The organism is Pseudomonas fluorescens (genome assembly GCF_902497855.1).
GTDB lineage: Bacteria > Pseudomonadota > Gammaproteobacteria > Pseudomonadales > Pseudomonadaceae > Aquipseudomonas > Aquipseudomonas fluorescens_BI.
Genome location: NZ_CABVHU010000003.1, coordinates 121840 through 134853, shown reverse-complemented (window position 1 = coordinate 134853; position 13014 = coordinate 121840). Strand labels below are relative to the sequence as shown.

The following is a 13014-nucleotide window of genomic DNA, read 5'->3' as shown; positions in this document are numbered from 1 at the left end:
AGCCAGGCTTGCCGGCGAAAGCGTCCTGTAGGAGCCAGGCTTGCCGGCGAAAGCGTCCTGTAGGAGCCAGGCTTGCCGGCGAAGGCGATCTTGAGGACGCCTTCGCCGGCAAGCCTGGCTCCTACCAGAGATCGTACGATCTCTTGGTGTCAGCGGTTATTCCAGTGCCGAAGCCGGCCCGAAGAACTCGTAACGACTTTGCTTCTCAGGCACCCCCAGCGCTTTGAGATGGCGCTTGACCGCCGTCATGAAGCCCTTGGGGCCGAGAAAGTAGGCATCCAGGTCGCGCTGCTGCGGCAACCACTCGCCCAATTGCTCCTGACTCAACAGCCCGACCTTGTCCGCCGCCTGGCTCACGCCATCATCTTCGTCATAGCAATAAAAGCGCTTGAGCTGCGGATGACGCTCGGCCAGGCCGTCGATCCAGTCGCGGAAGGCGTGGACGCTGCCGTTGCGGGCGCAGTGGATAAAGTGCACCGGGCGCTCGGTCGCCAGCGCGGCTTCGAGCATCGGCAGGGTCGGGGTGATGCCGACACCGCCGCTGATCAATACCAACGGCTTGTCGCTGGCGGTCAAGGTGAACTCGCCCGATGGCGGGAACAGCTGGATGCTGGAGCCAACGTGCAGTTGATCGTGCAGGTGGTTGGAGGCGCGACCACCCTCTTCGCGCTTGACGCTGATGCGGTATTGGCCTTTGTTGGCCAGGGCCGACAGCGAATAGTTACGGCGAATCTCTTCGCCATCGAGGATCAGCTTCATGCCGATGTACTGGCCGGGCTCTGCCGCCAGAATCGCGCCTTTGTCAGCCGGTTCGAAATAGAACGAGGTGATTTCCGCGCTCTCTTCAACCTTGGCTACCACGATGAATTCCCGCGCCCCGCGCCAGCCGCCGGGCGCCTGTTCTTTCTGGTCGTAGATGCTGGTTTCGGCACCGATCAGGATGTCGGCCAACTGACCGTAGGCGGCGCCCCAGGCGGCCATCACTTGCGGCGTGGCAATCTCGTCACCCAGCACTTCGGAGATGGCGCGCAGCAGGCAGCTGCCGACGATCGGGTAGTGCTCCGGCAGAATCTGCAGGGCCACGTGCTTGTTGATGATCTTGGCCACCAGGTCGCCCAGTTGGTCGAGCTGGTCGATGTGTCGCGCATACATCAGGACGCCGTTCGCCAGGGCACGGGGCTGATCGCCGCTGGCCTGGTGGGCTTGGTTGAACAGCGGGCGCACCTCCGGGTATTCGGAGAGCATCATGCGGTAGAAGTGAGTGATCAAGGCTTCGCCACCGCTTTCCAGCAACGGCACGGTAGATTTGACGATTGCACGGTCTTGAACGCTAAGCATTAAATGACTCCTGAACGACTGGTTTTCTAACAGATGGCCTAGACTTATCAGTTTTCATGCCAACAATTAAATTGTTATAAATCAATAACTTGAAAAGATAATAGTCAAAAAGACACAAGCCGGTTTATAGTCATACCGACTACTTGGAGTCACTATGACTGCAAAATCCCTGCTGACCGCCCTGCTGCCACTGGTCTCGGACCTGTCCCGCGAATTGCCCGAAAGCGAGCGCTATCGGCGCCTGCTCGAAGCCATGCGTGCCCTGCTGCCTTGCGATGCCGCCGCCCTGCTGCGCATCGATGGCGAATGGCTGGTGCCGCTGGCGGTCGACGGATTGAGCACCGACACCCTCGGCCGACGCTTCAAGATCAGCGAGCACCCGCGATTCGAAGCCTTGCTCAGCAGCCCGGGGCCGACCCGGTTTGCCGCCGACAGCGACTTGCCCGACCCCTACGATGGGCTGGTCGATGGCCTCGAGGAGCATCTGGAAGTCCATGATTGCATCGGCTGTCCGCTGTTTATCGACGAGCGGCCTTGGGGCTTGCTGACCCTCGACGCCCTCGACCCCGAGCGCTTCGAACCCATCGAACTGGACGCCCTGCAAGCCTTCGCCAGCCTCGCCGCCGCCACGGTCAACGCCGCCGAGCGCATCGAACGCCTGGCCAATCGTGTCGAAGACGAACATCAGCGCGCCGAGGTTTATCGCCAGGCCAGCGGCCAGCAGAACCGCGAAATGATCGGCCAGAGCAAGGCCCACAAACGGTTGGTGGAAGAGATCAATCTGGTGGGCGGCAGCGATCTGACCGTGCTGATCACCGGCGAAACCGGGGTCGGCAAGGAGCTCGTAGCCCAAGCCATCCACGCGGCCTCGCCTAGGGCCGACAAGCCGATCATCAGCCTCAACTGCGCCGCACTGCCGGAGACGCTGGTGGAGAGTGAACTGTTTGGGCACGTCCGCGGGGCCTTTACCGGGGCGATGAACGATCGGCGCGGCAAGTTCGAACTGGCCAATGGCGGCACGCTGTTTCTCGATGAAGTCGGCGAGCTGTCCCTGACGGTGCAGGCCAAATTGCTGCGCGTCTTGCAAAGCGGTCAGCTACAGCGCCTGGGGTCGGACAAGGAGCATCAGGTCGACGTGCGATTGATTGCCGCGACCAACCGCGACCTCGCCGAGGAAGTGCGCAGCGGTCGCTACCGCGCCGACTTTTACCATCGGCTGAGTGTCTACCCCTTGCTGGTGCCGGCATTGCGCGATCGCGGGCGCGACGTACTGTTGCTCAGCGGCTTTTTTCTGGAACAGAACCGCTCGCGCATGGGGCTCAACAGCCTGCGCCTGAGCAACGACGCCCAGGCTGCACTGCTGGCGTATGCATGGCCAGGGAATGTGCGGGAGCTGGAGCACTTGATCGGCCGCAGTGCGCTGAAGGCTTTGGGTAACTGCAAGGAACGGCCGAAGATCCTCAGCTTGAGTGCGGCGGACCTGGATTTGCCCAATGGCAGCGTTGAAGTCGCCCCCGAGCAACCGACTGCCGTTCCCATGGCATGGGTGGCGGGGGATTTACGCGAGGCCACCGAACACTATCAGCGCCAATTGATCAGCGCCTGCCTGGAACGGCACCACAATAACTGGGCGAGCGCAGCCCGGGAGCTGGGCCTGGACCGGGCGAATCTCGGGCGGATGGCCAAGCGATTGGGTATGAAGTGATTACCCCGATTTACTAAAGCCTGCCCCCGACAAGTCGATAACCCGGCATCGATAGCTGTTGGCGACCCCGTGATCGCCCGCCACCTTTTCCACAGAAGGTATTTATGTCTTCCAACAACGCCCGCGCAGACTCACTTTCGCTGTTGCTGTTTACCTTGCGCAGCGGCAAGCTGATGGCGATCAACCTGCTGAAAGTCAGCGAAATCATCCCCTGCCCGCCACTGACCCGGTTGCCGGATTCGCACCCCCACGTCAAAGGCATCGCCACCCTGCGCGGTACTGCGTTGTCGGTGATCGACCTCAGCCGCGCCATCGGCGAGCGCCCCCTGGAAGATCCGAACGGTGGCTGCCTGATCGTCACCGACGTCAGCCGCTCCAAGCAGGGCCTGCACGTTCAGGCAGTGAGCAAGATCGTCCATTGCCTGTCCACCGACATCCGTCCGCCGCCCTTCGGCTCCGGTGGCGTGCGCTCGTACATCACCGGCGTGACCTCGGTCGATGGCACGCTGGTGCAGGTGCTGGACATCGAAAAAGTCATCCACGGCATCGCCCCGGCGCAGATCGAAATGGCCCCGACCGAACTGAGCATGGAAGACGCCGAAATCCTGGGCAATGCGCGGATCCTGGTGGTCGATGACAGCCAGGTCGCCCTGCAACAATCGGTGCACACCCTGCGCAACCTCGGGCTGCAATGCTACACCGCGCGCAGTGCCAGGGAAGCCATCGACTGCCTGCTGGACCTGCAAGGCACCGCCCAGCAGATCAACCTGATCGTCTCGGACATCGAAATGTCGGAAATGGACGGCTATGCCTTCACCCGCACCCTGCGCGAAACGCCGGACTTCGCGCACCTTTATGTGCTGCTGCACACCTCGCTGAACAGTGCCATGAACAGCGAAAAGGCCCGACTGGCCGGAGCCAATGCGGTACTGACCAAGTTCTCCTCGCCAGAACTGACCCAATGCCTGATAGACGCGGCCAAGGCCGTCGCCGAACAAGGTCATTGAGCCTTGGCCGAGGATTTTTGCTTTCTGCTGCGGCGTAACCTTGCCGAGGCGCTGCCCGTTATCATCTGGCCTCAGGGGATTGTCCTGAGCGACTACCGCCCGGAACTGGCGCACGCCGTGCATCAATTAATGCAACTGGGCTACCTGGAAGGTGGCGCTCGCGTGCCGGCGCTTGACGTCTGGCAACAGCGTTTCGAAACCGACCCCGAGTACGATCCGACCCTGTGCTTTATCGCCCTGGATGCCGAGGGCATCGTGGGCGTGTGCCAGTGCTGGACCAGCGCCTTTATCAAGAATCTGGTGGTGCATCCGCGAACTCAGGGACAGGGAGTGGGGCGGGCTTTGCTGCTGCATGCTTTCAGCGTGTTTCAGCAGCGGCGCGAAGGGTTTGTGGATTTGAAGGTATTGGAGGGCAACCTTCGGGCACAGCGGCTGTATGAAAGTGCCGGGATGTATGTGGTTCGCCGTGAAGCGGTTCCTGCCTGACACACCGCTTTCGCCGTAGGAGCGAGGCTTGCCCGCGAAGAGGCCGACACATTCAACACAAAACCATCAGGCATACTCCGGCATTCGGCCAACCAAATGCCCAAGGATGCCTCAACCATGAAAACTGCAACCCTGACCTTCCTGTGCCTCACCGCCCTCGCCGCCCAGGCCCACGCCTCCAGCCCCGACGCCTGGGCTGCCTACGACAAAGCCGTGCTCGCCGGTTGCACCAAGGCCAGCGGGCTGAAGGATGCCAAACCCGTCGGCAACGCCGCACAGTTCGATGACCGGGTTGGCTACTCCGCACTGCTGCTGCAAGGCCAATACCCGCAAAAACACATGAAAGGCCAGCAAGGCACCGAGCTGTGCCTCTTCAACAAAAAAAGCAAAACCGCCTACGTGACCGAGTGGGACTCCATCCGCCCAACCGCCAAGGCGCAGTGACTGGCGCATTACTTGCTTTGACACCCGCCTCAACGGTGGCTTTCTGTCGCCATTTCATGCCTTCACATGCGACCGACTGCTCAATGAATACGACGTTTTCCTGCGTAGGGTGTGGCAAATGCTGCAACGACCACCACGTCCCCCTGACCCTGGCCGAAACCCGGATGTGGGCGGCCGACGGCGGTCAAGTGATCGTGCTGGTGGAAGGTTTCCTGGGCAATGGCCTGGGCTTGCCACTGGAGCAACGCGAACACGCCGAACGCCGTTCGGTCAGGGTTCGCAGTGGCGCATCCGAGGCCTGCGTGGCGATCACCTTTGCCGCCTACAACGCCGGTCCCTGCCGGAATCTTGACGAAGACAACCGCTGCCGCATCTACGAGCGCCGGCCGCTGGTGTGCCGCATCTATCCGATGGAAATCAATCCGCACATTCCCCTGAATACAGCGGTGAAGGAATGTCCGCCCGAGTCATGGGAAAAAGGGCCGGATCTGATTGTGGGTGGCCAATTGGTCGACCAGGGGTTGGTGGACCTGATCCAGCGCTCCCGTCAGGCGGATCGCGATGAGATCCAGACCAAGGATGCAATTTGCGCGTTATTGGGGATCAGGACGACAGCACTGAAGGGCGATGGATTCACCGCTTACCTGCCGGATATGGCCGCGTTTGCTTCAGTGATCGACCAGGTGGCTGGAAAGGCACTGGATGACCGGGGCAGCGAATGGCAGTTCCATGTGTCGGGGGACGACATTGCCGGGCAAGTGCTGGAGGCTGGGGCGCAGGTGGCGACTGATGCGCCGCTGGATTATGCGTTTATTTCGTTGCGGGCGGCATGATTCGAGAGGTGTGCCGCCAGTAATGGCCCCTTCGCGAGCAGGCTCGCTCCCACATTTGACTGCATTCTAACGGGGGAATGCGGTCAAAATTGTGGGAGCGAGCCTGCTCGCGAAGGCGGCAGAACAGACACCGCAGGAATCAAATCTTAACGTTTGCCCATCGAACGACGAGTCCCGGGAGGCGCTGCCCCCGGCGTCTTGGTATGGCCATTTTTCGCGCCATTCTTGTACCAGGGCTGGCTGGCATTCTTCGCGGCAGCCAGCTCACCCGGCTTGAACGGGAACTTGAACGCAGGAATCGCGGCTTTGGTTTCGCTGTCTGCGCTGGAGTCGACGCTGTCTGGCAGGTCTGCCTGGTCGTCGCTCGAGGCGTCGGCAACCGGCGGTTGTGTCGGGGAAGTCATGAAAGCTCCGGGTGATGCAAAAGAGTCGGGCCCGGTCAGCGAGCCGCGAAAGGCGGCAGTATACCTGTCTCGGGGGCTGCAAGCTTCACGCTGCTGGCGAGTCCGTCGGGTTTTGTGGTGACTGGTCTGACGCCTTCGCTGGCAAGCCAGCTCCTACAGGGGGTCGTGGTGTACGCAAATCCCGTGTAGGAGCTGGCTTGCCAGCGAAGAGGCCAGAACAGGCACCACACCCCCCAAACTGACAGCGCCGTCAGTTAGCCGTCACCTTCCTGACGGGCGAACAGGTTTATAAAGGAAGGTATAAACCTGACAACACTCCGACCACCCAGCCGGCGCCCCACTCGCATGCGAATTCAGAAAAAAACCGCCTTGATCGCCGGTCTGCTGATAGCCCTGGCAGCGCTGGGCACCTGGTACCTAACCAAGCCCGCCACGGCAAAACTGGCCGCCCCCACCGCCATCCCCGTGCGGGTGGTCGCCGTCGTCGAAAAAGATGTGCCCCGTTACGTCAGCGGCATTGGCTCGGTATTGTCCCTGCACAGCGTCGTGGTGCGCCCGCAGATCGACGGTATTCTCACCAGGATCCTGGTCAAGGAAGGCCAACTGGTGAACAAGGGCGACCTGCTGGCGACCATCGACGACCGCTCGATCCGCGCCAGTCTCGACCTGGCCCGGGCGCAACTGGGCGAAAGCCAGGCGCAATTGCAGGTAGCGCTGGTCAACCTCAAGCGTTACAAACTGCTGAGCGTCGACGACGGCGTTTCCAAACAGACCTACGACCAGCAACAAGCCCTGGTCAATCAACTCAAGGCCACCGCGCAGGGTAATCAGGCCTCGATCGACGCCGCTCAGGTGCAACTTTCCTACACGCAGATTCGCTCCCCGGTCAGCGGTCGCGTCGGGATTCGTACGGTGGACGAAGGCAACTTCCTGCGCATGAGCGACACCCAAGGCTTGTTCACCGTCACCCAGATCGATCCCATCGCCGTCGAGTTCTCCCTGCCGCAGCAAATGCTGCCGACCCTGCAAGGCCTGATCAACGATCCACAGCGGGCCCGGGTCAAGGCCTACATCGGTGCCGACACCGATGGCGAAACCGGCAACCTGCTGGGCGAGGGCCACCTGACCCTGATCGACAACCAGATCAACGCCAACACCGGGACCATCCGCGCCAAGGCCGAATTCAACAACGCCGGGCAAAAACTCTGGCCCGGCCTGCTAGTGACGGTAAAGATTCAGACAGCGCTGGATAAAGACGCGCTGGTGGTGCCGCCCACTGTCGTACAACGCGGTCTGGATCAACATTTCGTCTACCGCGTCAACGGTGACAAAGTCGAAACCGTCCAGGTTCAAATGGTTCACCAAGGCAGCGGCCAGGACATCATCAAAGGCGTCAAACCGGGCGACGTGCTGGTCACCGATGGCCAGTCGCGCCTCAAGGAAGGCTCCACGGTCCAGGTACTGACCGAGCCGCCTCAAGTGGTCCGGTCGGAGCCGCAACCATGAAGGGTCACGGCTCGGTTTCGGCATGGTGCATCGATCATCCGGTGGCGACGATCCTGCTGACCTTCGCCCTGGTATTGCTCGGTGTCATCGCCTTCCCGCGACTGCCGATCGCGCCGCTGCCGGAAGCTGAATTCCCGACCATCCAGGTGGCCGCGCAACTGCCCGGCGCCAGTCCGGAAACCATGGCATCGTCGGTCGCCACACCGCTTGAAGTGCAATTCAGTGCCATCCCCGGCGTGACCCAGATGACCTCGAGCAGTGCCCTGGGCTCGACCAACCTGACCCTGCAGTTCACCCTCGACAAAAGCATCGACACCGCTGCCCAGGAAGTCCAGGCGGCGATCAACACCGCAGCGGGCAAACTGCCCAAGGACATGCCGACCCTGCCCACCTGGCGCAAGGTCAACCCGGCCGACAGCCCGGTGCTGATCCTCAGCGTCAACTCGACCCAGATGCCCGGCACGGAACTCAGCGACCTGGTCGAAACCCTGCTCTCCCGGCAGATCAGCCAGATCGATGGCGTAGGCCAGATCAACATCACCGGCCAGCAACGTCCGGCCATCCGCGTTCAGGCTTCGGCGGACAAGCTCGCCGCCATCGGCCTGACCCTGGCGGACATTCGCCTGGCATTGCAACAGACCAGCCTCAACCTGGCCAAAGGTGCGTTGTACGGTGAGTCGAGCATTTCGACCCTGTCCACCAACGACCAGTTGTTCCACCCTGAGGAATACAGCCAACTCATCGTTTCCTACAAAGACGGTGCACCGGTTCATCTTCGAGATGTGGCGAAGGTGGTCAACGGCTCGGAAAATGCCTACGTCCAGGCGTGGGCCGGCGATCAACCGGGCGTCAACCTGGTGATCTTCCGGCAACCGGGGGCCAACATCGTCGAGACCGTGGACCGGGTTCAGGCGGCCTTGCCCACCCTGGAGGCCATGCTGCCGGCCTCGGTCCAGGTCGGGGTGCTGGTCGACCGGACCCAGACCATCCGCGCCTCGTTGCACGAAGTGGAAATCACCTTGCTGATTGCGATCATGCTGGTGGTGGCGGTGATGGCGATGTTCCTGCGCCAGTTGTCTGCGACCTTGATCGTGACTGCCGTGCTCGGTGTGTCGTTGATCGCCAGTTTCGCCCTGATGTACATCATGGGTTTCAGCCTGAACAACCTGACGCTGGTGGCGATTGTGGTGGCCGTGGGGTTTGTGGTCGACGATGCGATAGTGGTGGTGGAAAACATCCACCGGCACCTGGAGGCGGGCGACGGCATGCGCGAGGCGGCGATCAAGGGCGCCGGCGAGATCGGGTTTACCGTGGTCTCGATCAGTTTCTCGCTGGTGGCGGCGTTCATTCCGCTGCTGTTCATGGGCGGCGTGGTCGGGCGCCTGTTCAAGGAGTTCGCCCTGACCGCGACCTCGACCATCATGATTTCGGTGGTGGTGTCCCTGACGCTGGCGCCGACCCTGGCGGCGTTGTTCATGCGTGCGCCGGTGCATCACGCCCACGACAAACCGGGGTTCGGCGAGCGCCTGCTGGCGTGGTATGAGAAAGGCCTGCGTCGCGCCCTCGCCCATCAGACATTGATGATCGGCGTGTTCGGCCTGTCCCTGGTGCTGGCCATCACCGGTTACATCTTTATTCCGAAGGGTTTCTTCCCGGTGCAGGACACCGGCTTTGTGCTCGGCACCACCGAGGCGGCCGCTGATATTTCCTACGGCGACATGGTGAAAAAACACCTGGCGATGGCCGAAATCGTCGCTGCCGACCCGGCCGTGGAAGCGTTTTCCCACTCGGTCGGCGTCTCGGGCAGCAACCAGACCATCGCCAACGGACGCTTCTGGATCTCGCTGAAAAAACGCGGCGACCGCGACGTCTCGGCCAGCGAATTCATCGACCGGATTCGTCCGCAGCTGATGAATGTTCCGGGCATCGTGCTGTACCTGCGCGCCGGCCAGGACATCAACCTCAGTTCCGGCCCGAGTCGCGCCCAGTACCAATACGTGCTCAAGAGCAACGACGGCGCGACCCTCAGCACCTGGACCCAGCGCCTGACGGAAAAATTGCGTGGCAACCCGGCCTTTCGCGACATATCCAACGACTTGCAACTGGGCGGCAGCATTACCCACATCAGCATCGATCGTAGCGCGGCAGCCCGTTTCGGCCTGACCGCCAGCGATGTCGACGAAGCGCTGTATGACGCCTTCGGCCAGCGGCAGATCAACGAATTCCAGACCCAGACCAACCAGTACAACGTGATCCTGGAACTGGACACCCAACAACGCGGCAAGGCCGAAAGCCTCAATTACTTTTACCTGCGCTCGCCATTGAGCGGGGAAATGGTGCCGCTCTCGGCACTGGCGAAATTCGATGCGCCGACCATCGGTCCGCTGTCCATCGCCCATGACGGCATGTTCCCGGCCGCCAACCTGTCGTTCAACCTGGCACCCGGCGTGGCCTTGGGCGATGCGGTGATCATGCTCAATCAGGCCAAGGCCGAAATCGGCATGCCGACGGCCATCAGCGGCAACTTCCAGGGCGCAGCCCAGGCGTTCGAGAGTTCGCTGGCCAGCCAGCCCTGGCTGATCCTCGCGGCGCTGGTAGCGGTGTACATCATTCTCGGCGTGCTCTACGAGAGCTTCGTGCATCCGCTGACGATCATCTCGACCCTGCCGTCGGCGGGGCTTGGCGCGGTGATCATGCTGTGGATCTGGGGTCAGGACTTTTCGATCATGGCGCTGATCGGGCTGGTGCTGCTGATCGGGATCGTGAAGAAAAACGGCATCCTGATGATCGACTTCGCCCTCGACGCCCAGCGCAAAGGTGGCCTGGCTCCGGAAGAGGCGATCTACCAGGCCTGTCTCACTCGGTTCCGGCCGATCATCATGACCACCCTCGCCGCCCTGCTCGGCGCACTGCCGCTGATGCTTGGCTACGGCACCGGTGCTGAACTGCGCCAGCCCTTGGGGATCGCGGTCGTGGGCGGCCTGCTGGTGAGCCAGGCGCTGACGCTGTTCACCACTCCAGTCATATACTTGTGGCTCGAGCGGCTATTCCATAGACCCAAACCCGCACCACTGGCGGTGCCGGCTACCACAGACTGAGGCGGGGTCATGCGCGTTCTGATTATCGAAGACGAGGAAAAAACCGCGGACTATCTGCATCGCGGCCTGACGGAACAGGGCTACACCGTGGACCTGGCGCGCGACGGCGTCGGCGGCTTGCACCTGGCGCTGGAAAGCGACTACGCGGTGATCGTCCTCGACGTCATGCTGCCGGGCCTCGACGGCTTCGGCGTACTGCGCGCGTTGCGTGCGCGCAAGCAAACCCCGGTGATCATGCTCACCGCCCGCGAGCGAGTGGAAGACCGCATCAGAGGCCTGCGCGACGGCGCCGACGATTACCTCGGCAAACCGTTTTCCTTCCTCGAACTGGTGGCACGGCTACAGGCGTTGACACGCCGCAGCGGTGGCCATGAACCGGTGCAGGTGAGCATCGCCGACCTGTGGATCGATTTGATCAGCCGCAAGGCCACCCGCGCCGGCATGCGCCTGGACCTGACGGCCAAGGAGTTCTCGCTGCTCAGTGTGCTGGCCCGTCGACAAGGTGAAATCCTCTCGAAAACCGCCATTGCCGAAATGGTCTGGGACATCAATTTCGACAGTGACGCCAACGTCGTCGAAGTCGCGATCAAACGCCTGCGGGCCAAGCTCGACGGCCCGTTCGAAGAGAAACTGCTGCACACCATCCGCGGCATGGGTTATGTGCTGGAGAGCCGTGGTGTCCAGTAATTCGATTGCTCTGCGCCTGAGCGGAATGTTCACTCTGGTAGCGCTGCTGGTGTTCCTGCTGATCGGCTGGGCGCTCTATCAGCAAGTCGATAAAGGCCTGGGGTTGTTGCCCGAAGCCGAGCTGGATGCGCGCTACAGCGTGCTCGAATCCACCGTCGGCCGTTACGGCACGCCGGAGCATTGGGTGAAGATCAACAACAAGCTCAAGCTGCTGGGTGAAGAAGACAAGCGCATCAGTTTCTGGATCATCAGCGGCGACCCCCACTACGAATACGGCAACCTGACGCCGCAGATTCGCGCCTTTGCCCAAGGGCCACTGGGGATGCGAGACCTGAAACTGCCGGATCAGCCTTATCCCTTGAAGGTACTGGTCAGCCAGTTTCCCGCCAAGGATCAGCGACCGCCGCTGCGTTTCATGATCGGCATCGACACCGAAACGTTTTTGCAGACCCAGCACCATTTGTTGATCGCCTTGATCAGCCTGGCGATCATCGGGGTGTTACTGGCCTCGGCACTCGGCTATTGGGTGGCGCGGATCGGCCTCAAGCCCTTGATCAAGCTGTCTCAGGAAGCCCAGCGCCTGGCCCCGCCATTGCGTTCCGGACGGTTGCGACTGGCCTCACTGCCGCCGGAGCTCGATCAGTTCGTCAACTCGTTCAACTCCACGCTCGAACGGGTCGAACAGGCCTACTCGCGCCTGGAATCGTTCAACGCCGACGTCGCCCACGAACTGCGCTCGCCGCTGACCAACCTGATCGGCCAGACCCAGGTGGCACTGACCCGTGGCCGTTCCGCCGAACACTACTTCGAAGTGCTGCAATCAAACCTGGAAGAGCTTGAGCGGCTGCGGTCGATCATCAATGACATGCTGTTTCTCGCCAGCGCCGACCAGGGCAGCAAGGCCACCAAGCTGACGTCCACCTCCCTGGCGGATGAAGTGGCCACCACCCTGGAATACCTGGATTTCATCCTCGAAGACGCCCAGGTCCAGGTGCAGGTCAGTGGCGATGCCCAGGTGCGGATCGAGATCGCTCATCTGCGCCGGGCGTTGATCAACCTGCTGAGCAATGCCGTGCAACACACCGACCCCGGGCAAGTGATTCAGGTGCGGATCGAGGCCGAGGAGCATCAGGTGAGCATCGGTGTCGCGAACCCGGGGTTGCCGATTGCCAGCGAGCATCTGCCGCGACTGTTCGAGCGCTTCTATCGGGTCGATGCTTCGCGCAGCAACAGTGGCAACAACCACGGCCTGGGTCTGGCGATCGTCAAGGCGATTGCACTGATGCATGGCGGGGACGTGTTTGTGCGCAGTGACCACGGCATGAATACCTTCGGTATCCACCTGCCGGTCTGACGGCCCCCTGTAGGAGCTGGCTTGCCAGCGAAGAGGCCCTCGAGCCTTGCACCGCCCATGAGGACGCCTTCGCCAGCAAGCCGGCTCCTACAGATGCGATCCTTGTATTTTACGCAACAGTCCTTTCATGAATCTGCTCTTTTTCCCCGCCT

The 13014-nt window shown here is 61.8% G+C and carries 11 protein-coding genes; 9 read left to right on the top strand and 2 right to left on the bottom strand.

The window, feature by feature from the left end:
• Positions 1-156: 156 nt before the first annotated feature.
• A complete protein-coding gene (gene hmpA / locus F8N96_RS08185) occupies positions 157-1338 on the bottom strand; it encodes an NO-inducible flavohemoprotein (protein WP_150797376.1) in 1182 nt (393 codons plus the stop codon).
• 154 nt (positions 1339-1492) lie between these two features.
• Between hmpA and norR the strand changes: the two genes are divergently transcribed.
• From norR to F8N96_RS08160, 5 genes are all read left to right on the top strand, one after another.
• On the top strand, positions 1493-3043 hold the full coding sequence (gene norR, locus F8N96_RS08180; protein WP_150797375.1) for a nitric oxide reductase transcriptional regulator NorR: 1551 nt from the start codon (positions 1493-1495) through the stop codon (positions 3041-3043).
• A 104-nt stretch (positions 3044-3147) separates the two neighbouring features.
• The gene (locus F8N96_RS08175; RefSeq protein WP_150797374.1) at positions 3148-4050 is read left to right on the top strand and encodes a chemotaxis protein CheV; all 903 of its coding nucleotides are present in this window, start codon (positions 3148-3150) and stop codon (positions 4048-4050) included.
• Positions 4051-4077: 27 nt separating this feature from the next.
• On the top strand, positions 4078-4536 hold the full coding sequence (locus F8N96_RS08170; RefSeq protein ID WP_150797613.1) for a GNAT family N-acetyltransferase: 459 nt from the start codon (positions 4078-4080) through the stop codon (positions 4534-4536).
• A 117-nt stretch (positions 4537-4653) separates the two neighbouring features.
• The gene (locus tag F8N96_RS08165; protein WP_150797373.1) at positions 4654-4980 is read left to right on the top strand and encodes a hypothetical protein; all 327 of its coding nucleotides are present in this window, start codon (positions 4654-4656) and stop codon (positions 4978-4980) included.
• Between the two features lie 83 nt (positions 4981-5063).
• Positions 5064-5813 carry a YkgJ family cysteine cluster protein gene (locus F8N96_RS08160; RefSeq protein WP_150797372.1) on the top strand — a complete coding sequence of 250 codons (750 nt, stop codon included), beginning with the start codon at positions 5064-5066 and terminating at the stop codon, positions 5811-5813.
• Between the two features lie 146 nt (positions 5814-5959).
• On the opposite strand, the gene F8N96_RS08155 is transcribed toward F8N96_RS08160, so the two are convergent.
• Positions 5960-6217, bottom strand: a complete 258-nt coding sequence (locus F8N96_RS08155; protein WP_150797371.1) for a hypothetical protein — start codon at positions 6215-6217, stop codon at positions 5960-5962.
• A 345-nt stretch (positions 6218-6562) separates the two neighbouring features.
• Between F8N96_RS08155 and F8N96_RS08150 the strand changes: the two genes are divergently transcribed.
• The 4 genes from F8N96_RS08150 to F8N96_RS08135 are packed head-to-tail and all read left to right on the top strand — an operon-like array spanning position 6563 to position 12862.
• Complete coding sequence (locus F8N96_RS08150) at positions 6563-7723, top strand: efflux RND transporter periplasmic adaptor subunit (protein ID WP_150797370.1); 1161 nt, start codon at positions 6563-6565, stop codon at positions 7721-7723.
• A complete protein-coding gene (locus tag F8N96_RS08145; RefSeq protein WP_150797369.1) occupies positions 7720-10821 on the top strand; it encodes a multidrug efflux RND transporter permease subunit in 3102 nt (1033 codons plus the stop codon). Before F8N96_RS08150 ends, F8N96_RS08145 begins: the two co-directional genes overlap by 4 nt.
• A gap of 9 nt (positions 10822-10830) precedes the next feature.
• Entirely contained in the window at positions 10831-11508 is a 678-nt protein-coding gene (locus F8N96_RS08140; RefSeq protein WP_150797368.1) for a heavy metal response regulator transcription factor, read from the top strand.
• Positions 11498-12862, top strand: coding sequence for a heavy metal sensor histidine kinase (locus F8N96_RS08135; RefSeq protein ID WP_150797367.1), 1365 nt, complete (start codon positions 11498-11500; stop codon positions 12860-12862). Before F8N96_RS08140 ends, F8N96_RS08135 begins: the two co-directional genes overlap by 11 nt.
• Positions 12863-13014 lie beyond the last annotated feature (152 nt).